This window comes from Methanobrevibacter cuticularis (assembly GCF_001639285.1).
Taxonomy (GTDB): Archaea; Methanobacteriota; Methanobacteria; order Methanobacteriales; family Methanobacteriaceae; genus Methanobaculum; species Methanobaculum cuticulare.
Genome location: NZ_LWMW01000158.1, coordinates 40318 through 62178, shown reverse-complemented (window position 1 = coordinate 62178; position 21861 = coordinate 40318). Strand labels below are relative to the sequence as shown.

Here is a 21861-nt window from a genome sequence, read left to right as displayed (position 1 = left end):
AGATAAAAAAATAGTAAAATAAGAATTTAGTAAAAAATAAAAAAGAAATTATATCACTTAAGATAATATCCTTTTAATATCTTCTTTTGGATCTCCAATTGGTGTTAAATTAAATGTATCTACAAGATATTTTGTAATGTCCTCATTCGCCCATGCAGGTAAAATTGGACCAATTAGCATGTCTTTTTTATCTAAATACAGCAAGCTCCAAAGAATAGCTGCGGCCTTTTGTTCCATCCAACTGAGTACAATGGTAAGAGGAAGATCATTTAATTCCATTTCAAAGAGATCGCAGAGAGCAGTAGCTAATTCAATTGCTACAATAGAGTCATTACATTGCCCAATATCTATTAATCTTGGAATACCTTCAATATCTCCAAGATCAAGATCATTGAATCTATATTTTCCACATGCCAATGTCAATACTATTGTATCACTAGGAAGATTTTTTACAAATTCCCTGTAGTAGCTAGCTTGAGGAATTGGGGAATCACACCCTCCAACTAAGAAAAATCTTTTTATTTTTCCTGCTTCAACTAATTCCTTAATTTTATCAGCTAAAGACAGGATTGTACTTAGTCCAAAACCTGTTGTAATAGTTTTTTTATCTTTTTCTTCTTCTAAATCTCCTAATTCCAATGCTTTATTTATTATTGGGGTGAAATCAAAATTTTCTATTTGCTGAACATCTGGAAGCTTTGTTACTCCTGATGTAAACATTCTATTTTTATAGCTATCTTTAGGTAAGAGTACACAGTTTGTAGTTCCGAGAATAGCTACATTGTAGTTAGAAAAGATTTTCTTTTGATCAAACCAAGGCCCTCCAAGTTGTCCAACTAAGTGTTTATATTTTCTAAGCTCTGGATAACCATGAGCAGGTAACATTTCACTATGAGTATAAATATTTATTCCTTTGTCTTCTGTTTGTTTTAGTAATTCTTCTAATGCTTGTAAATCATGTCCTGTAACTAATATTCCTGGACCTTTTTTAGCACCAACTTCTACTTCTGAAGGAGTTGGTTCTCCAAAGTTCTCAATATTTGCCTTTTTTAGAAGGTCCATGACCTTTAAATTTATTTTTCCTGCTTCAATGGCAAGGCTAATTAAATTTTCTACATCAAAATTAACATTGGTTAGTGTAGTGTAGAGGCCGTTGGTTAAAAAATTGTTGATTTCTTTATCTTCATGTCCCATTTTATTTACTAGATTATTGTATGCACTAATCCCTTTAATAGCAAATATCAGATTATCTTGTAATTTAGCTACTGTTGGTTTTTTTCCACAAGTTCCTTGGATAGTACATCCATTTCCAAATGCTGTTTGAGAACATTGATAACAAAACATGTCTAATGGTTCTTTTAATGCCTTTTTCATTTTTACATCTCCTAAGTATTAATTTATTTAATTTATTTAATTTATTTTATTTAATTTAATTAATTAGTAGGAATAGCTCTTTAGGATCCATTTAAACTGTTCTTGTATTATATTAGAGTCGAAAAGTATATATAATTTTTGTAACTAAGAAAGTATGTTTTAGAACAAAGTTTATTTATAGCTTATTAATAAAATATTAATAAAGTTAATTAATAGATATTTGATTAATGAATATTTAACTAATGAATATTTGATTAATTAATATTTAACTAATGAATATTTAATTAATAGATATATAATTAATAGATATATAATTAATTAATATTTAACTAATGAATATTTAATTAATAGATATATAATTAATAGATATATAATTAATTAATATTTAACTAATGAATATTTAATTAATAGATATATAATTAATAAATATTTAATTAATAGATATTTAATTAATGAATATTTAACTAATGAATATTTAATTAATAGATATTTAATTAATTAATATTTAACTAATGAATATTTAATTAATAGATATATAATTAATGAATATTTAACTAATGAATATTTAATTAATAAATATTTGATTAATTAATATTTAACTAATGAATATTTAACTAATGAATATTTAATTAATAAATATTTAATTAATAGATATATAATTAATGAATATTGCTAAGGAAATTAAATAATGTAAAGTGATCCTATGAATGATAATAAAAATAATATATTGAATTCATTGAAAGTATTAGGGTTAACAGAATACGAGTCTTCATGTTATTTAGCTTTGAATTACATTATTAGTGGAACAGCGACTGAAATTAGTGAAAATGCTAATGTTCCAAGATCTCGTGTATATGATGTTTTGAAACCATTAGTTCGTAGAGGTTTTATTGAAGTTAATAAAGGAAGACCCTTAAAATACACAGTAGTTCCCCCAAAAGATATTTTTAAATCAAATAAAAATAAATTAATTGAAAAACTTGAAAATGCTGAAATAGAATTAAATGAGATATATGAAAATCAGCTATCAAAAGTACCTGCACCAGTTTGGCTAATTCATGGTCAAGAAAAAATAATTAAAAAAGAACTAGAAATTATTTCAAGAGGAAAAAATTCAATTAATATGAGAATAGGATTCTTATTTCCTGGAGAATTAGATATATTAAAGCCAAAAATTGGAAAAAAAATAAAACAAGGTGTTGAAGTTAACATTATAGTATCATCAAAATATTTTACAAAGAAAAATAATATTGATATTCTAGAAGAATTAAAGCCATCTAAAGCGAATGTAGTTAAATCTCCTCTCCCAATGGCAAAAATGATTGTTAGAGATGGAAAAGAACTTATGCATGTTTTTTCAAAATTCCAAGGTAGAAATAAAAAAATTATCCCAGATACAGCTATTGGTATTTGGAATCAGTACGAAGACATAGCAAAAAACTATGACGAAAGATTTGAAACTATATGGAATAAAAAAAGGAAAAATAATGAAAATATAAAAAAATAATGAATATTGTATTCATCGAATAAGTCATAACTTCATACTCCATAGAAAAAAACATAAGCTATTAAAAACAATATAATAATGAGGTGATTAATATGGCTGCAATTTTGAATGAAAATTATTTAATTGCATTGGCAGATGATTTAGCAATGGCAACTGCTGAATATAAAATGCTAAAGGAAAAACACAAAATGCACAAATACAAGCATCATATGTTTTCACATCACAAAGAAGAGAAAAAATTTAGTGATGAAGAAATGAAAGAAATGAAAGAAAAAATAAAAAACTTTCATATGAAGCTTAGCTCAGCTCAAAAAAAATATTTTATGCTGAAAAAAAGATTTGAAGTATGTTTAGTCATTTATTCAAGACAAGGTCCGATAGAAATATCTGCACTGGATGAATAATGAATGGAAACTAAAGTATTATAATGATTACTCATTGTAATCATTTTTATTTTATATTTTTAAATAAGAAAAATTTTTAAATGAGAAAAATATTCTTTAAAAGACTAAGAATTCATTAATACTAAAACAAATGAAATAAAGATATCACATCTTTCGAATTTTCACAAAAATCTGCCATCATAATCAGTTATCATCCTATATAGGTAAATCAGTATATAAAGAAGTCATCAGCTACGGTTAAAATTTATATAGTTTAAAATAGTAATGTAATGGTTATATTTCAACAAATATTCTCATGAAAATATATTATCCAGAATAAGTTTTAATCATCATGAATTTAAAATTGAAGAGAAGGTGAGTAAAATGAAAGCAACAGATTTGATTGGAATGGTTGTTATTGATAAAGAAGGTCATTCTACTGGAGTAATACGCAATATTGAAGTTGATGAACAAAATGGAAAGATAGAAGGGGTAGATGTGCATTTAAAGGAAGGTTTTTGTTGTGATGAAGGTTTAATTAAACTTAATCAGATAGATAATATTTCTAATGTTGTAGCTCTAAATATTATGATTGATAAGCTTTAATATGATAAAATAGCAGGATGCTGGCTTTTATTAATTTATTTGTAACAATTAAGCTTATAGAATTTATAAACACGACTAAACTTCATACATTAGCTATTAAAAGATGGAGGTGAATTAATATGAAAGCTCATAAAATGCTTGATATGAATATTATTGATTCAAATGGTAATTCAGTGGGAAAAGTAGGCAATATTGATATTAATAAGGATAATGGTTCTATTACAGGTATTGAAGTAGAAGAAAGAAAAGGTATACTTTCTAATCAAGAAATAGTCTCTTTTAACGATGTTGATAGCATATCTGATAAGATAATGCTAAAAAATATGAAAGATTAATTTTTTAAAAAATTAAAATCATTATTTTTATCTTTTATTCATGTCAAAATTATTATTTATTATTATGTAATTATTAAAGAAAAAATTCTACTTATTCTTGTTAAAAAACTTAATAAACAAAACAAATCCTACTTATTCTTGTTAAAAAACTTAATAAACAAAACAAATCCTACTTATTCTTGTTAAAAAACTTAATAAACAAAACAAATCCTAGTTATTCTTGTTAAAAAACTTAATAAACAAAACAAATCCTAGTTATTCTTGTTAAAAAACTTAATAAACAAAACAAATCCTAGTTATTCTTGTTAAAAAACTTAATAAACAAAACAAATTCTTATTAATCATTAGTAAAAAACTTTAATAAAAAAAAATTCTTATTATCCTTATCTCTTATTCATATAAAAAGTTTTTATTAAAAATCTTAATAAATAAGTTAGTCCTAATTTAAAATGAATATCAAGATTTAATAAAAGTTATTTCAAATTTTTACACTTGAAATGTATGTCTATTGAGATAAAAAAAATTATTTATTCTTAATGATATTTAGTGATTTCAAACTATAAGCTTTAGTTGATGGTTAAATCTATCATTATAAGTTTTAGCTATATTTTTAGAATAATTATATGTGCAATGTACATTATCTGAATAAATATTTTCATGGAATGGAAATCTTGGGAAGATCTGCATCATTTCAGATCCATCGACTAAAATAACTTTTGTATTTGGTAAATCATCTTCCTTGACGTTTACATCACAATTCTTGAATTTATTCAAAACCTCTATCTTTTCATTATCAATAGTACAAGCTTGATTAGCTATAATGTTAATTTTTACCCCAGTATTTTTCAGATTCTCAAAAACATTTATTAATATTTGTGCTTCATTGAAAAAAAGAAAGCCTATTTTCATGTTTAAGGTCTTTTTAGCACTTTTTATTAGATTAATTTCCTTTTTTATTATGGGTCGAAAACCTTGAATAAGATTTATTGGATGTTTCAATTTGTTTATATTTGCCTCATAGAGAAAATTAAGTTCATTATTTGCTGTATATAATTCATCTAATATTTTTATTTGTTCTTTTCTGAAAGTTTCGGTTGGTGGTACAACATGATAAATTACTGGATTACTTTTTTCTACATCAACGAAACCTTTTTGAATTAGTTTATTTAAAATTGTGTATGTGTTTTGTTTTTTGAATCTTACTTCTTTGCTTATCTCTTCAACTGTCCCACCCATCTTTTGAACTAATAACATGTATACTATAGCTTCACTTTTATGCAGGTTCATACGTTCTAGAGCATTAATAGTCTTATTCATATTCCATTCCGCCTTTTTGTTCATGCTTATCATAGCTATTATTTCAAACTTTTGATCGTTTTTAATCTTCTAAAATTATCATTATCTATTAAGATATGCTATGTAAATATATATGTATTACTTATAATTAAATAAAAGTCTTTTGGTTAAAGGTATTTTTATCAAAATTTTTCAATGAATTCTAATTAATTATATTTCATAAGTATGTGATATTACGAAATATTTGAAATATTCTAAGAAAGATCTATATGAAACATAGAAAATAAAACCTAATTAAAAATAAAATTAAAAAGATTCTTCAAAAAATTCAATAGAAATTCGATATTATTAAATAGAATAAATACATAGTACTTATTATAAGTAGTAATAATTAAATAATAACAAAAATAAGTACTAATTAATAAGTAATAACAAGTAATAATAAAAATAAGTACTAATTAATGAGTAATAATAAAAATAAGTACTAATTAATGAGTAATAATAAAAATAAGTACTAATTAATGAGTAATAATAAAAATAAGTACTAATTAATAAGTAATAATAAAAATAAGTACTAATTAATAAGTAATAATAAAAATAAGTACTAATTAATAAGTAATAATAAAAATAAGTACTAATCAATAAATAATAAAAAATTAAAATATTATAAGCCTATTTACTATTCTTTTAAGTATTTTTTAAAGTTTTTAGGTTTTAGGTATTTAAATACAAGTTTCTTAGATAGAAACTTAGAAATATTATTTGAAGTATAAAAATTAATAGAAGCTATTTATAAGCTCCTAAATGGTGATTAAATGAGAATATTGCTAGTTCATTCAGATTATTTAAAATACAAAACTAAGAAAAAAACACCAATAGCTGAAGAAATTGAAAAAGAGCAAAAAGAAGGCTTGTTTAAAGAGTCTTTAGTAGTTTTTACAGCTGTTGAAAAAGAAGATGAAAAAAATCCAGATGGTGTTTTAAAGAACCTTCTAGATGAGATAAAAAAAGTAAATAAAGAAATTAAAGCAGACAATATAGTTATTTACCCATATGCCCATTTATCCTCTTCACTCAGCTCCCCAAAAATAGCTATAAGTATTTTAAAAAGTGTGGAAAAGGCATTGAAAGATGAGAATTTTAAAGTATATAGAGTGCCTTTTGGATGGTATAAATCATTTGAAGTTTCTTGTAAAGGTCATCCATTATCAGAGTTATCAAGAACTATTAGCTCCAAGATTGAAATTGATGATGAAAAAATTGATGAAGAAATTTCAATATCTCCTAAATATTTCATATTTGACAGTTGGGAGAATTTTACACCAGAAGAGTATTATTATGGGAGTAACTCACAACTAAAAAAGCTATTAAAAAATGAACTAGGAACTCTTTCTACAAAAGATATAGAACCTCCTCATGTTAAATTGATGAGAGAAAAAGAATTATGTGACTATGAAAGTGCAGCAGATGTAGGTCATTTGAAATGGTATCCCAAAGGAAGATTAATAAGAGATATATTAAGTGATTATGTCTACAAATTAGTAGTTGATGAAGGAGCTATGCCTATAGAAACTCCAGTTATGTATGATTTGGCTAACAATGCTATAAGAGAGCATGCAAGTAAATTTGGAGAAAGACAATACAAAATTCATACTAAAAAAGAGTTAATGTTGCGATTCGCTTGTTGTTTTGGTGCATTTAGAGTTTTATCTGAATCATTTTTGACTTGGAAAAATTTGCCAGCAAAGGTTTATGAACTATCTACCTACAGTTTTAGATTTGAAAAAAGAGGGGAAGTAGTAGGCTTAAAAAGACTTAGGGGATTTACTATGCCTGATATGCATACTGTCTGTGCAGATATGGAACAAACGTTGGATGAATTTGATAAACAAGTAGCTATGTGTTATGAAACTAGCAAAAATCTTAATATAAACTATGAAATAATTTTCAGGGCCACTCAAGACTTTTACGATGAAAATAAAGATTGGATGGAAAATGTAGCTGAAAAAATAGGCAAACCTGTACTTTTTGAAATTCTCCCAGAACGAAAACATTATTGGGTTTGTAAAATGGATATGGCAGCTATTGACTATCTTGACAGGCCAATTGAAAATCCAACAGTTCAAATTGATGTTGAAAGTGGAAAAAGGTTTGATATTAGCTATTTAAACAAAGATGAAAAATCAGAACATCCTATTGTATTACATTGCAGTCCTACTGGAAGTATAGAAAGAGTAATATGTAGTTTACTAGAAAAAACAGCTATAGAACAAAAAGAAAAAGCTCCTATGTTACCAGTTTGGTTATCTCCAACCCAAGTGAGAATTATTCCTATTAGTGAAAAACATTTAACTTATGCTAATTTTTTATGGGAACATCTATCTCTTAACAATATCAGAGCAGATATCGATGATAGAGACGAACGTGTTGGTAAAAAAATAAGAACTTCTGCAACTGATTGGGTTCCTTATGTTATTGTTGTTGGGGATAATGAAATCAATAGTGAAATATTCAAAGTAACAATAAGAGAAACTGGGGAACAAAAAGAGATGAACATTGAACAATTATTAGATCATATCATGCATGAGACTTTAGGTCTTCCATTTAGAAATTTGCCATTGTCCAAATATTTATCCAAACGAATAAATTTCCAATAAAAAAAAATAAAAAATAAAAAATAGCTATTAAAAATTAAAAAATAATAGCTATTTAGACATTTTTATAATTACAAATAAAATGCACTAGAGGCGATACTTCAAGTATAATAAAGGATAGTAACACTGTCAACTATATGAAGGAAAATTTTATACAATATTATTGAAACTTCATTGAAAGAGATATGTATCAGTGAACATCGATTTCAAGTGTAAAAATGGATGAAAATATTGAAAATTTTAAAAATCAAATCTGGGTAATTAAGCTTTAATTAATAATTTAAATTAGTTTAATTGTTAATTAATAATCATTCAGTTTTTATTCTGATGAATAAGTATTTTAATTAATATTTAGTCTGATTAATATATTTATAGTAAAATAATAATTTCTAGCAAGTATATAATTTATACTAAGCATGATAATTTCTAGCAAGTATATAATTTATACTAAGCATGATAATTTCTAGCAACTATATAATTTATACTAAGCATGATAATTTCTAGCAACTATATAATTTATACTAAGCATGATAATTTCTAGCAAGTATATAATTTATAGCAAGTATTATATTTAACTAAAAACAGAAATGTTAATATAATTGAAATTTATAAAATTCTAAAAATCAGGAAATATCTGGAGGAAATGAAATGTATAAAATAGGCGAAGCTCTTATTGGAGATGGAAACGAATTAGCTCATATTGATTTGATTATTGGTGATAAAGAAAGTGCAGCTGGAAGTGCATTTGCAAATGGAATGAGTCAATTATCAATTGGTCATACCCCCCTTTTATCAGTTATAAGACCAAATTTAATGACAAAACCAGCTACTTTAATTGTTCCAAAAGTAACTGTTGGAGATTTAGATGATGCGAGCAAAATCTTTGGACCAGCTCAAACAGCAGTGGGAAGAGCTGTAGCTGATGCAGTGGAAGAAGGTCTTATTCCAAAAGACCAATCCGAAGATCTTGTAATAATAATAAGTGTTTTTATACATCCTGAAGCAAAAGATTATAGAAAAATTTACCAATATAATTATGGAGCTACAAAATTAGCTATTAGAAGAGCTATGGGTGATTATCCTAGTATCGATAAAGTTCTTGCTGAAAAAGACAGGGGAACTCATCCAATTATGGGATTCAAAGTTACAAGGTTATGGAGTCCACCATATTTACAAGTAGCTCTTGATTTAGACAATCTCGACACAATGGAAAAGATTATTGCTGCTATTCCAGATAGAGAAAGAGTATTGCTTGAAGCTGGAACTCCACTTATTAAGAAGTTTGGTGTTGGTGTTGTTAACAAAATTAGAGAATTGAGGCCAGATGCATTCATAATAGCTGATTTAAAAACATTAGATGTTGGAAGAGTAGAAGTTAAAATGGCTGCTGATGAAACAGCTGATGCAATAGCCATTTCTGGTCTTGGTACTATTGAATCTATTGAAAAAGCTATTCATGAAGCTCAAAAACAAGGAATCTATTCAATCCTTGATATGATGAATGTATCTAATTTTACAGATAAACTAAATCAAATTAATGAAAACCTTAAACCAGATATTGTTCTCCTTCATAGGAATGTTGATCTTGAAACTTCAAAAGCTGAAAAAGGTGAAGATACAAGTAGTATGACTGAATGGGGTAATATAAAAGAAATCAAAAATCTCATTGGAAATGGATTAGTAGCTGTTGCAGGAGGTATCACACCTGCAAAAGTAGAAGAAGCTATTGATAGTGGAGCAGACATAATAGTTGTTGGAAGATACATAATTGGTTCAAGAGATGTAAGAAGATCTGCTGAAGATTTTTTAAGTCATTTACCTCAAGATCCAGACAATATGAGATTAGCTCTTGATGAAGATGAATCTGCTAACTAGTAAGAATATCTATATCATAATTAGCTAAAAATAATTATTAATAACTAGTATTATTGCTAGCTATTATTTTCTTTTTATTTATTTTTTTTAAATTAATTTGTTTTGATTTTTAATTTGTGATTAAATTTATGATAAATTACTTATAACTTATAAGAAATAATTTATAAATAATAAGTTAAAAGTTCTGATTTTTAATATCTAATGATTAAGTGATAAAAGATAATAAATAACTTATAAGAAATAAGTTATAAGAAATATGATATAATAAATAAGTTATAATTTAAAATATATAATAAATAAGTTATAATTTAAAATATATAATTTATAAGATATAATTTAAAAGAAATAATTTATAAGATATAAATTATAAAATATAATTTAAAAGAAATAATTTATAAAATATAAGTTATAAAATATAATTTAAAAGATATAAAACAAAAGTTATAAGTAATAAGATATGTTGTATAAGTTAAAAAGTATAAAATATACTTTATAAATCATAACAAAGAAGTTAAAAAGTATAAGTAAAAATATATAAGAAATAAATTATAATATATAATAAATAAGTTAAAAGAAATAATTTATAAAAAATAAGAGATAACTAATAAGAGATAATTTAAATAGTAACTAATTAGTTATAAGTTAAAAGTAACAAGAAATCAGTTAAAAGTTATCTGTTATCAGTTTTGAATTATATCCTCTAACTTATATATTTTAACTTAGAAAAAATAAAAGAAAAATATAAGGATGGAAAAATGGGAGAGACAATAGCTATTATAAACCAAAAAGGAGGTTGTGGAAAAACTACAACCGCAGTTAACTTAGCTGCATCATTAGCAATGATGGATAAATCAATATTATTAGTTGATATGGATCCACAGGCCAATGCAACCACTAGTTTTGGGATTAATAAAGTAGAACTAGAAAATACAGTGTATTCTGCTATCAGTGGACAAGTAAACATTAAAAAAGCTATCATCCCCACTATGGTTAAAAATTTGTTTATTTTGCCAAGTAACATCTCACTTAGTGGAGTAGAAGTTGAATTAAGCAAACTAGATAATTATCATATCGTTTTAAAAGAATTATTAGAAAGCGTTAAAAGTATATTTGATTATATAATAATAGACCTACCACCATCTCTGGGAGTAATAACTATTAATGGTCTAGTAGCTTCAGATAGTGTGATAATACCAATTCAGGCAGAATATTTTGCACTTGAAGGAGTAGCTGATTTAGTAAATACTATAAAATTAGTAGAAGAACGTCTTAGAAGCCCATCTCCAATAAAAGGAATAGTATTAACTCTATATGACTCAAGGACAAGATTAGGAAAAGAAGTATATACTGAACTTAAAAAATATTTCGGTGATAAGGAACATATATTTAAAACAGTTATTCCAAGAAATATACGATTAGCTGAGGCCCCAAGTTATGGAAAACCTTGTATTATGTATGATGAGGATAGTAGAGGAACAAAATCATACTTAAAATTAGCTAAAGAAATGTTAGAATTGGAAAAAGAAAATAAGTAGAAATAAGAGGAAATAAATTTAAAAAGGTTATAAAATGGTTAAGAAAACAAAACAAAAAAATAGTGGGTTAGGACGTGGTTTAGACTCTTTAATACCAAAATATTATGAGGATGAAGAAGAAAAAAATGACAGTCACTCCTCAATTACATTAGAAGATATTCTTGGAAATACTGAAAAAGACACAGAAGAAAAAATAAGCACGAAAAAGGATGAAGAAGAGATCGAGGAAGAAATAAAAAATAATGAAAAAGAACAAATTGAACCAAAAAAAATTGAAGAATTTCAAGTAGAAGAAAATATTAACAAATCACCTGTGTCTACTATTGTTCAAAAATCACCAAATGAAAATAATATTCAAAATTTTAATGACGATATTTCTACTATCCCATCACCCCTCCCTACAAACATGTCTGAAGAAACGAATGAAGTCGTTGAAAATATTGAAGAAGTCCCTAATATAAATGAGGAAAATAGTATAGCTATTGAAAATAATGAAAGCTCTCTTGAAGAAAATGATAGAAATATAGTAGAAGAAAAAGTTCTTTCGGAATATGAGCTGGAAAGTATAGAAGAAGTTAAAGAAATCATCGAAAAAAATCCTAGAATAACATTATGGTCAATTAAATCAGCTGCTGTATTTAGATACTTACGAAAAACCCGTCCAGAATTTAGTATTAGTAAAGAAGCATCTAAATTAGTTGATAGTGCAGTTTCTACAAAATATCCAGAAATATGGGAATTATTTGAAGATCTTTAAAAAGTTAGATGAAGCAAGATAAAATAATACAAAAGCAAGATAAAATAATACAAAATATAAAACAATATTACTTATCCAAAATATAAACAATTATTACTTATCAATTGCTATCCAATAACTTATTTAAACTATATAAACAAAATAAATTACATGGATAAATATATTGAACATCCTTTAATCAATCCTAATAGTGTTGAAGCTAGAATATATCAGCAAATACTAGCCGCTGATGTATTGACAAAAGGAAACACGATGGTAGTAGCCCCCACAGCTCTTGGGAAAACTATAGTGGGGGTGCTTGTAGCTGCAGATAGATTGAAAAAAATCAAAGGATCAAAAATTCTTATTTTAGCCCCAAGCAAGCCATTAGCTATTCAACATGAAGAAAATTTTAAATATTTTTTAAATGCAAAATGCACTTCAATAACTGGGGCTGTGAAAGTAGAAGAAAGAGCAAAAAGATGGGATGAATCCCAAATTATTTGTGCGACCCCACAAACAGTTGAATCTGATTTATTAAATGGAAGGTACGACCTTGAAAATGTATCACTACTTATTTTTGATGAATGTCATCATGGTGTAGGTTCTTATGCATATGTCTATTTAGGACAAAGATATGTGAAAGAAGCTAAAAATCATCTTGTTCTTGGTCTTACAGCTTCTCCTGGCTCAGATAAAGGGAAAATTAAAGAAGTTTGCGAAAATTTGTTTATTCAAGATGTTGTTGTTAAAACTGAAGATGATCCTGATGTTAAGCCATATTTCAATCCAATCGAAATTGATTGGGTAAAAGTAAAAATGAGTAAAGAGCTTGAAAAAATAAAAGAACATTTGAATAAATCTTTGAAGCATAGATTGAAGATGCTTAAAAACTTAAAAGTCATCTCAACTATTTCTGTAAATAAAATTGACATATTAAAAGCCAGGGGAAAAGTGCAAAATAGAATAGCTAGAGCCACCTCCCCACCTAAAGAATGCTTTCAAGCTATCTCTCTTTTAAGTGCTGTTATAAATGTTCAACACGCCCTTGAACTATTGGAAACTCAAGGAATTGGCACTTTTAATAAATATATTAGCAGACTGAGAAAAAAAAATACCAAAGCAGCTAAAGGTCTTCTTATGGATGCTGATTTTTCACAAGCTATAAGTTTAAGTGAAAAAGCTGAAAAACATGGATGGGAGCATCCAAAACTTAAAAAATTAATGGAAATATTAAAAGATGAGCTAGGTATAGAACCACAAAAAAAATTAAAAAATAAGAATGAAGAAACTCTAGATCCAAATAGAAAAAAAATAATAGTTTTCACCCAGTTTAGAGATACCCTTGAAGTAATTTATCAAAAATGTAAAAAAGAAAGAATAAATGCTGTGAAATTCTTCGGTCAAGGAACAAGAGATGGTGAAAAGGGTCTTACTCAAAAAGAACAAAAGCAAATTATTAAGTCATTTAAAATAGGAACCTATGATGTATTACTTTCAACCAGTGTTGCTGAAGAAGGAATTGACATCCCTTCTGTTGATTTAGTTGTCTTATATGAACCAGTTCCATCAGAAGTTCGTATGATTCAAAGAAGAGGTAGAACTGGAAGAAAAAATACTGGTAAAATGAAAGTTTTAATAGCCAAAGGAACTAGGGATGAAGGATATTATTGGGCTAGTTTAAATAAAGAAAAAATGATGAAAAGGCAGTTAGTAGATAAAAATTCTCTCAAAAACTTAAATATTCAATCATCTGATAGAATTAAGAACCCTCCAAATTCAAGAATAATTGAAAGAATCGAAGATGAAGAAAATGAAAAAAATAAAGAAAGAATTAAAAATTTAAGTAAAAATCAGAAAATATTAGTTTATGCTGATTCAAGAGAAGGAAATTCAAAAGTACTTAGAGCATTAGATATGTTAAATGTTGAAATTCGTATTAAAGCTATGAGTGCTGGGGATTATCAAGTTAGTGAGGAAATAGCTATTGAAAGAAAAACAGCGAAAGATTTTGTTGATTCAATTGTAGATAAAAGATTATATAAACAAGCGCAAACAATGAGAGAAGAATTTAAAAAACCAATTATGATATTGGAAGGTGATGATTTGTATTCTGGATTTATAAGTCCTGATGCCATAAGAGGATCAATAGCTTCCATAGCTATAGACTTTGGAATATCGATTATCCCAACTAGAAATCCTGAAGACACAGCAGCTATGATTAAAAGAATAGCTATACGTGAACAAAATGGATCAACTAAACCAATACAAGTAAGAACAGAACGTAAACCTGTAAACACATGGGAACAACAACAGTTCATAGTTGAATCACTCCCTAATATAGGGCCAGTCAGTGCAAAAAAACTACTTGAGAAATTTGCTACTGTAGAACAAGTAATAAACGCTAATGAAAATCAATTGCAAGAAGTAGAGGGAATAGGGAAAAAAACAGCTGAAAATATTAAAAAAGTCCTAACAAGTAGATATTTACATTATAAAAAAGAAGACAAAGATAAAAAGCTATTATAATAACTTTCTAAATCCCTAGTTGAAATAAAATATTTAATAAGTGTTGTAGTTAATGAATATTATTACTAGATATTAATAATTATAATATTAGACAAAACTTCTCAAAATTATAATATTTTTAAATATTATCCATTTTTAATCATTATTTTTATAAATAGAATAATTTTAACGAATAAAAAGTTAATATTATTTTTAAAGCAAATGTCCAGGACTATACTAATATAATAAATGTTATTAAGAGCTATTATTAGATAAATTATTAAATTAATTAAAATTATTCTTATATAATATTCTAAATCTCCCATAATCAGTGAATTTGGATTAATTTTTGTATAATGAACTTTATTAGTCTTTGTCCAAAATGTTCATGATACATTTTTTAAATATGATAAAATGTAATATTCATTTGGAAATTATAACTTTTTTAAAAATGATTATATTAATCAAATATTTTTTTAAATAATTCTTATTTAAGTTAATAAAAATGTTTAAGAATTTAAACACTTTTTAAAGCTTTTTTAAGTGACAAATGAAAATTATAACATGATAAAATTTCCTATTGTGCATAAAATATAAATCTCACCAAGTAGCTTTTTTATTTTTCTATCATGAACAAAATATACAAAGACTTTATTAATGTTTTAATAAGATGAAAATAGATAAATGTTAATTAAATTATGAAATAAAGGAAAAAAAGAATGTTTGGAAAGAATACTATATTAATTAATTTCTTTCCAAAAAAATATATAGCATAAATTAATCTGTTCTTTTTTAGGCTTTTTTGTATACTGTTATTTTGAGTTTAGCTATTTTATTGTATGCTAGGTTTTTGACCATTGTTTTTAGTATTTTGGATGCTTTGTTGTAGTTGTATTTGGTGTTTTTTGTTGTTTGTATTTTGTAGAGTTTGTGTTTTTTGAGTATGTTTTTGAGTGATTTTGTGAATGTCTTTGAGCCTGTTTTTTCTCCATAATTCTTGATTGAATAGGTAATATAGTAGACTTTGTATTTTTTAGTCTTTTTTGAAGTTGTTTTTTTGCTGTAAACTTTTATTTTTGCTGGTGTTAGTGGTTTGTTAACATTTAAGGTTTTTGTTACACTTGCTGATTCTTTGAATACATAGTTTCCACTTGCGTTAGTTATTGTAGTTTGTTGTGATTTTGCATATACATTGTAGTTAGCTGTTTTTGGTACTTTGTAAATGAATCTTGCTTCGCCGTATTTATCAGTTGTTGTTGAACCTACTTGTTTACCATTAACGTAGAAATAAACTTTTTCGCCTGCTAATTTTTCTCCAGTGTTTTTGTTTGTCAGTATTGCTGTTATTATGATTTGTCCATTACTTGAAAAAATCACTAAATCGGTGTTAGTTTCATAAGTTACATCAACGGTTATATTACTGTTGTTCTCTGATTCGGTGTTATTATTACCTGTATTGGATACGATATCACCAGTGTTATTGGTTGAATTAGTATTGTTAATAGTTACATTGTTGTTGTCGCCTTCATTGGTGATTAGTCCGTCTTTTGCTGTATTGTTAGTCATAGTAGAGTTATCGACTGTGATTTTGTTATTATCACCTTCACTTTTTAATATTCCGTCATTATTGCCTGATAATTCACTGTTATCTATAGCTATTTCGTTTTCATCACCAGTACTACTGATTGCTCCACCTTCTCGTGCGGTGTTGTTAGTTGCTGTTGAATTATCCAAAACAATAACATTACTATCACCATTACTGTTGATTACTCCACCTTTATTTATAGCATTGTTGTTGTTGAAATCAGTATCATTAGCTGTTATATTATTATTTTCACCGTTGCTGTTGATTGCTCCACCATTTTTAGCAGAGTTATTGTTGAATGTAGAGTTGTTAATATTAGTCTCATGGAAATTACCATTGATATCTATTGCTCCACCATTAGAACTAGCAGAATTATTCTCAAACAATGAACTATCTATATTGACTTCAGCTTCTTCACCATTAATATCCAATGCTCCACCAATCTTAGCACTATTATCCACCAAAGCACTACCTTCTATATTAATAGTCTTATTTTCACCAGTAGCAAATAATGCACCACCTTCTTTAACAGCAGTATTATCACTTATAATACTATCTTTAATAGTAAGCACATTATTATCCGCAACAAATCCTATTCCACCACCATTAACACCAGCAGAATTATTAACTACAGTAACATTATCCAAAACACTATTACTACCATCACCATTAATATCTAAAGCACCATAACTACCACTACTTGCATTATTGTTTTTGAATACTGAATTTTTGATAGTATTACTAGAACTAACTCCAACCATACTTAAACCACCACAATTAGTTGCAGTGTTATTTTCAAAAGTACAATTATCAACTAAATTAATACTATTAAGCCCATCTATACGTACAATAGCAGTATTATTCGCAGTATTGTTGGTGAATACTGAATTTTTGACAGTATTACTAGAACCATCTCCAGGAATAGTTAAAGTAACAAAATTAGTTGCAGTGTTATTTTCAAAAGTACAATTATCAACTAAATTAGTACTATTAGCTCCACTTAGATATGCAGCAGCAAAATTAACAATCACATTGTTGTTTTTGAATACTGAATTTTCGAGAGTATTAGTAGAACCAGATCCACCCATACGTAAAGCACCATAACTAGTACCTGCAGTGTTGTTTTCAAAACTACAATTATCAAGCAAATTACTACTATTAACTCCATTAATGTTTACAGCACCATGATTAACACCTGCATTGTTGTTTTTGAATACTGAATTTTCGAGAGTATTACTGGAATCAACTCCATCTATAGATAAAGCACCATAGTCATTACTTGCAGTGTTGTTTTCAAAAGTACAATTATCAACCAAATTAATATTATTAACTCCATTCAGATATAAAGCACCGATATTAACACCTGCATTGTTGTTTTTGAATACTGAATTTTTTAGAGTATTATTGGAACCATCTCCATTGGTAATTAAAGCACCATAACTAACACTTGCAGTGTTGTTTTCAAAACTACAATTATCAACCAAATTAATACCATTAACTCCAGTCAGAGATACAGCACCAAAATTAGTTGCTTTGTTGTTTTCAAAAGTACAATTATAAATCGAATTATCAATATTATCTCCACTTAGTCTTACAGCACCCTGATTATTAATTGCTTTGTTGTTTTTGAATACTGAATTTTTTAGAGTATTATTTAAACTATTTCCAAGCAGATAAATTGCTCCACCATTATTTGCGGTGTTGTTTTCGAATGTACAGTTAGTTATGGTTAATATAATGTTAGCTTGCGTTGATGTGATTACACCACCATCACCAGTAACGTTTCCGTTTATGAAGGTTATGTTTATCAGTGTTAGGTTGATTCCCGCACTTATTGTGAATGCTCGTCCACTGTTTTCCATGTTGATTATTGCTCCACCTTTGTTTAAAGCAGCTATTGTCATATTTTTGCTGATTGCAAGATTTTTGTTACCTGTTCCTGAATATACACCATCTTCTAAGTACAGCGTATCACCATCATTAAAGCTACTGTTGCCGATTGATGCAGCTTGTATAGTAGTAGTGTTATTAATAGTAACGTCTGCTGCGTTTGTTGTGCCGATTAAAGAAAAAGTGCCAATAGCTATTATTGCGGAAATTATCAAAAAAGCCGATAATTTCTTAAATTCATTTTTATACATAATTTAAATTCACCTCAATATTTTTTTATTTAATATATCGAACCGTATTTTTACTTAAATATCTAATATTCAATATAATGCCAGCCATTAGTTAAAAAACTAAAAAATGTTTAACAATCATCACATACTAACTAATATCTTATCAATAATAAATGGAAAAAATTTGTTAGTTATTGGAAGAACAGTTAGTATCCTATTAAACTATTAACTTTTAATTACTGGACAAACATACTTATAGTAATTACCCATATATAAAGATATCACTTCTACACACTCCAATGCCAAAACAAGAAGAAACCACAACTCAGAACTAATTCCATAGACTACCCCCCCCCCCCTAAACATGTAAAGAACTTAAAACCATCCACACAGAAATTAAACACAAAAAATTATCTTTTTCATGAAACTAAGTTATTTAATCCCTCATCGGATTTTCAATCTATTCTTTTATTATAAAAAAATAATAATACACCACAATAACAAGATACTACCATTTAAATTATATACATAAATAAAAAGGCAAAAAACTCATATTCAACCTTTTTTCAAAAATTGGGGGAGAAAATGAAAAAATCGAAAAGATTATAATCTATAGAACATATACTAATATCATGAGTAATTGACTTTATTTTCACAACATGATTTTTTTTCTATCCTATGCACAAATTTAACGAATTTTTAACAAGTTTTTCAGGAAATAAAACATGTAACATCTGTGAAAAACTCATCAAAATGAAATTCCAACTCAAAAACAGAACACAATTTCATGTCAAAAATCATGAAAAAATCAAAACACGCCAATTTTTACACCTTCAAATTATTATGTTATACTTAAAATAGTCAAGTATTTATCTATAAATAATTAATAATATCCAATTTATTAATTTCAATTTATATTATAGAGCTATTATAATTTATTATAATAGAAATAATATCTCATCAAATAATCTAATAATAAATATATAATGACAGAAATAATGAAACTGGTGTATTAAATATATAATATAAAAAATCAAATGAATTAAGGTGATTAATTGATAATAATAATGGATGAAAGAGGGAAAAAATATTTACTAGGAAAATCTCAAGAGTTCCAAAGTGATTTAGGAATAATTTCTGAAGAACAAATAGCTAATGCTTCAATTGGAGATAGATTAACCACCCATCTAAATAAAGAATTTAAGGTCATAAAACCTAATATAAATGATTTCATAGATTTAATGGATAGAAGATGCTCAATACTTATCCAAAAAGACATTGGGAGTGTAATAGCCAAAACTGGTCTTGGTAATGGAAATAAAGTTGTAGATGCAGGTACGGGAGCTGGAGCTATTGCATTAAACTTTGGAAATATAGTTGGAAGAGAAGGTCATGTTTACAGCTATGAAATAAGAGAAGATTTTGCAGAAATAGCTAGAAAAAACATCAGTTCCTTTGAATTAGAAGATATTATTGAAGTGAAAAATAAGGATATTAAAGAAGGAATAGATGAAAATGACATTGATTTAGTTTTTCTTGATCTTACAAAACCTTATGAAATTTTTGAAGATGTTTATGAATCATTAAATCTAGGGGGACACTTAGTCATATATGCCCCTTATATAGACCAAATTGAAACATCTTATAGAATAGCTAAAAAATTAGGTTTTAGTGATCTAGCTATTGTTGAAACATTAGAAAGAGAATTAGAAGTAAGACCTCAAGGAACAAGGCCAAAAACTCGAATGGTTGGCCATAGTGGTTATCTTTTATTTGCTCGTAAACTATAAAGATTTTAAAACTGTAAAATTTGCTCAGCATTTTTTGAAATACTTTTTGAAAATAATAATCTTATTATATGAAAGCCACATCTACCATAATTATAATTTTCTTAATGAAAGTCAGTTATACTATTAATTGAGATTATATTATAAATATTAATATTATAATTATAATTGATTTACACTTGAAATATATGTAAATTATGACTAAAATATATTAAAATTATAATCAATTTACACTTGAAATATATGTAAATTATGACTAAAATATATTATAATTATAATCAATTTACACTTGAAATATATGTAAATTATGACTAAAATATATTATAATTATAATTAATTTACACTTGAAATATATGTAAATTATGACTAAAATATATTATAATTATAATTAATTTACACTTGAAATATATGTAAATTATAATTAAATTGTATTAAAATTCTAGTTAATTTATATGTGAAATAAATCTAACTTATAATTAAATTGTATTAAAATATCCTTAAAAACAATTTAACTTGTACAAATATTTTTGATATGAATAATTATTTATTACAGAAACTATATACTTAAACTGAGAGTGATATAAATTTTCAACCTACAAGATGTAATATCAATAAAGGACTTTCAGAAAGAAGATATTAATTTTATCTTAGATGAAGCTAAAAAGCTTGAAAAAGTGGCCATGTCTCAAGAAAAATCTGAAGAATTAGCTGGTAAAATATTAGGAATGATGTTCTTTGAGCCATCTACAAGAACACGGCTATCCTTTGAAACAGCTATGAAAAGACTTGGTGGAAATTGTATTGGTTTTGCAGGGAGTGCTGCTAGTTCAGTTTCTAAAGGTGAAAATTTAGCTGATACTTCAAAGATGTTTGAAGCGTATAGTGATGCTATTGTGATAAGACATGATTTAGAAGGAGTAGGTAGGTTTATTTCTGATATTGTTGATGTTCCTGTGATTAATGCTGGAGATGGGGCTGGTCAACATCCTACTCAAACATTGTTAGATCTATATACTATAAAGCGAGAATTTAATAAAATTAAAGGTCTAAATGTTGCTTTAGTTGGGGATTTAAAGTATGGTAGAACTGTGCATTCACTTGCTTATGCATTAGGTATGTTCGGTACAGAAATGACTTTTGTAGCTCCTGATGATTTAAAGATGCCCAACGAAATCCTTCATGATTTAAAAAAGAATAATATAAAATTCAATGAAACAAGTAATATAAAAGATGTTATTGATGATATTGATGTTTTATATGTAACAAGAATTCAAAAAGAACGTTTTCCTGATGTTGAAGAATATTCAAAAATCAAAGGTGCTTATTTAATCAACTATGATTTAATAAAAGGAAAAGATCTTATTGTAATGCATCCACTACCAAGAATTGATGAAATAGCTCATGATATAGACAATACAAAGTATAATAAATATTTTGAACAAGCTTTCTATGGTGTTCCAATACGAATGGCTATTTTAAAAAATATTATTAAAAATAAAATGTAATCAGCTAAAAATTCATATAACCTAATTACATTGTCCTATTAAATTGTATATAAGC

At 26.4% G+C, this 21861-nt stretch carries 15 protein-coding genes; 11 read left to right on the top strand and 4 right to left on the bottom strand.

What is annotated here, in order from left to right; all coding sequences use genetic code 11:
• Positions 1-57: 57 nt before the first annotated feature.
• The gene (gene hcp / locus MBCUT_RS10100; RefSeq protein WP_067260669.1) at positions 58-1374 is read right to left on the bottom strand and encodes a hydroxylamine reductase; all 1317 of its coding nucleotides are present in this window, start codon (positions 1372-1374) and stop codon (positions 58-60) included.
• 703 nt (positions 1375-2077) lie between these two features.
• Here hcp and MBCUT_RS10095 point away from each other — a divergent pair.
• From MBCUT_RS10095 to MBCUT_RS10080, 4 genes are all read left to right on the top strand, one after another.
• Positions 2078-2881, top strand: a complete 804-nt coding sequence (locus tag MBCUT_RS10095; RefSeq protein ID WP_067260667.1) for a TrmB family transcriptional regulator — start codon at positions 2078-2080, stop codon at positions 2879-2881.
• Between the two features lie 92 nt (positions 2882-2973).
• Positions 2974-3285, top strand: coding sequence for a hypothetical protein (locus MBCUT_RS10090; protein WP_067260665.1), 312 nt, complete (start codon positions 2974-2976; stop codon positions 3283-3285).
• Between the two features lie 363 nt (positions 3286-3648).
• Positions 3649-3870 carry a PRC-barrel domain-containing protein gene (locus tag MBCUT_RS10085; RefSeq protein ID WP_067260661.1) on the top strand — a complete coding sequence of 74 codons (222 nt, stop codon included), beginning with the start codon at positions 3649-3651 and terminating at the stop codon, positions 3868-3870.
• Positions 3871-3989: 119 nt separating this feature from the next.
• Positions 3990-4205, top strand: a complete 216-nt coding sequence (locus tag MBCUT_RS10080) for a PRC-barrel domain-containing protein (RefSeq protein WP_067260658.1) — start codon at positions 3990-3992, stop codon at positions 4203-4205.
• A 552-nt stretch (positions 4206-4757) separates the two neighbouring features.
• Here MBCUT_RS10080 and MBCUT_RS10075 read toward each other — a convergent pair.
• Positions 4758-5546, bottom strand: a complete 789-nt coding sequence (locus MBCUT_RS10075) for a TrmB family transcriptional regulator (protein WP_067260656.1) — start codon at positions 5544-5546, stop codon at positions 4758-4760.
• A gap of 770 nt (positions 5547-6316) precedes the next feature.
• On the opposite strand from MBCUT_RS10075, the gene MBCUT_RS10070 reads away from it, so the two are divergent.
• The 5 genes from MBCUT_RS10070 to MBCUT_RS10050 all read left to right on the top strand — a co-directional run bounded on the left by MBCUT_RS10070 (position 6317) and on the right by MBCUT_RS10050 (position 14830).
• Positions 6317-8158: a threonine--tRNA ligase gene (locus MBCUT_RS10070; protein WP_067260653.1), complete on the top strand. Its 1842-nt coding sequence runs from the start codon at positions 6317-6319 to the stop codon at positions 8156-8158.
• Positions 8159-8803: 645 nt separating this feature from the next.
• Positions 8804-10030: a bifunctional 5,6,7,8-tetrahydromethanopterin hydro-lyase/3-hexulose-6-phosphate synthase gene (locus MBCUT_RS10065; RefSeq protein ID WP_067260650.1), complete on the top strand. Its 1227-nt coding sequence runs from the start codon at positions 8804-8806 to the stop codon at positions 10028-10030.
• Between the two features lie 755 nt (positions 10031-10785).
• Positions 10786-11565: a ParA family protein gene (locus tag MBCUT_RS10060; RefSeq protein WP_067260648.1), complete on the top strand. Its 780-nt coding sequence runs from the start codon at positions 10786-10788 to the stop codon at positions 11563-11565.
• 34 nt (positions 11566-11599) lie between these two features.
• Positions 11600-12322 carry a hypothetical protein gene (locus tag MBCUT_RS11625; protein WP_067260645.1) on the top strand — a complete coding sequence of 241 codons (723 nt, stop codon included), beginning with the start codon at positions 11600-11602 and terminating at the stop codon, positions 12320-12322.
• Between the two features lie 150 nt (positions 12323-12472).
• Positions 12473-14830, top strand: coding sequence for a DEAD/DEAH box helicase (locus tag MBCUT_RS10050; protein WP_067260644.1), 2358 nt, complete (start codon positions 12473-12475; stop codon positions 14828-14830).
• 771 nt (positions 14831-15601) lie between these two features.
• Here the strand turns inward: MBCUT_RS10050 and MBCUT_RS10045 are convergent.
• Positions 15602-18535, bottom strand: a complete 2934-nt coding sequence (locus MBCUT_RS10045; RefSeq protein WP_067260641.1) for a beta strand repeat-containing protein — start codon at positions 18533-18535, stop codon at positions 15602-15604.
• A 204-nt stretch (positions 18536-18739) separates the two neighbouring features.
• Positions 18740-18880 carry a hypothetical protein gene (locus MBCUT_RS11055; RefSeq protein ID WP_157082580.1) on the bottom strand — a complete coding sequence of 47 codons (141 nt, stop codon included), beginning with the start codon at positions 18878-18880 and terminating at the stop codon, positions 18740-18742.
• Positions 18881-19569: 689 nt separating this feature from the next.
• Here MBCUT_RS11055 and MBCUT_RS10040 point away from each other — a divergent pair.
• Both MBCUT_RS10040 and pyrB read left to right on the top strand, forming a co-directional pair.
• Positions 19570-20304 (top strand): tRNA (adenine-N1)-methyltransferase, encoded by a 735-nt coding sequence (locus tag MBCUT_RS10040; RefSeq protein ID WP_067260638.1) that lies wholly within the window; start codon positions 19570-19572, stop codon positions 20302-20304.
• A 581-nt stretch (positions 20305-20885) separates the two neighbouring features.
• Entirely contained in the window at positions 20886-21806 is a 921-nt protein-coding gene (gene pyrB / locus MBCUT_RS10035) for an aspartate carbamoyltransferase (protein ID WP_067260636.1), read from the top strand.
• The last annotated feature ends 55 nt before the right edge of the window (positions 21807-21861 follow it).

Excerpts from the sequence above, each read along its gene's own strand:
- hcp (WP_067260669.1), bottom strand. The coding sequence starts at position 1,374 with ATGAAAAAGGCATTAAAAGAACCATTAGACATGTTTTGTTATCAATGT.
- MBCUT_RS10095 (WP_067260667.1), top strand. The coding sequence starts at position 2,078 with ATGAATGATAATAAAAATAATATATTGAATTCATTGAAAGTATTAGGG.
- MBCUT_RS10090 (WP_067260665.1), top strand. The coding sequence starts at position 2,974 with ATGGCTGCAATTTTGAATGAAAATTATTTAATTGCATTGGCAGATGAT.
- MBCUT_RS10085 (WP_067260661.1), top strand. The coding sequence starts at position 3,649 with ATGAAAGCAACAGATTTGATTGGAATGGTTGTTATTGATAAAGAAGGT.
- MBCUT_RS10080 (WP_067260658.1), top strand. The coding sequence starts at position 3,990 with ATGAAAGCTCATAAAATGCTTGATATGAATATTATTGATTCAAATGGT.
- MBCUT_RS10075 (WP_067260656.1), bottom strand. The coding sequence starts at position 5,546 with ATGAACAAAAAGGCGGAATGGAATATGAATAAGACTATTAATGCTCTA.
- MBCUT_RS10070 (WP_067260653.1), top strand. The coding sequence starts at position 6,317 with ATGAGAATATTGCTAGTTCATTCAGATTATTTAAAATACAAAACTAAG.
- MBCUT_RS10065 (WP_067260650.1), top strand. The coding sequence starts at position 8,804 with ATGTATAAAATAGGCGAAGCTCTTATTGGAGATGGAAACGAATTAGCT.
- MBCUT_RS10060 (WP_067260648.1), top strand. The coding sequence starts at position 10,786 with ATGGGAGAGACAATAGCTATTATAAACCAAAAAGGAGGTTGTGGAAAA.
- MBCUT_RS11625 (WP_067260645.1), top strand. The coding sequence starts at position 11,600 with ATGGTTAAGAAAACAAAACAAAAAAATAGTGGGTTAGGACGTGGTTTA.
- MBCUT_RS10050 (WP_067260644.1), top strand. The coding sequence starts at position 12,473 with ATGGATAAATATATTGAACATCCTTTAATCAATCCTAATAGTGTTGAA.
- MBCUT_RS10045 (WP_067260641.1), bottom strand. The coding sequence starts at position 18,535 with ATGTATAAAAATGAATTTAAGAAATTATCGGCTTTTTTGATAATTTCC.
- MBCUT_RS11055 (WP_157082580.1), bottom strand. The coding sequence starts at position 18,880 with ATGTTTAGGGGGGGGGGGGTAGTCTATGGAATTAGTTCTGAGTTGTGG.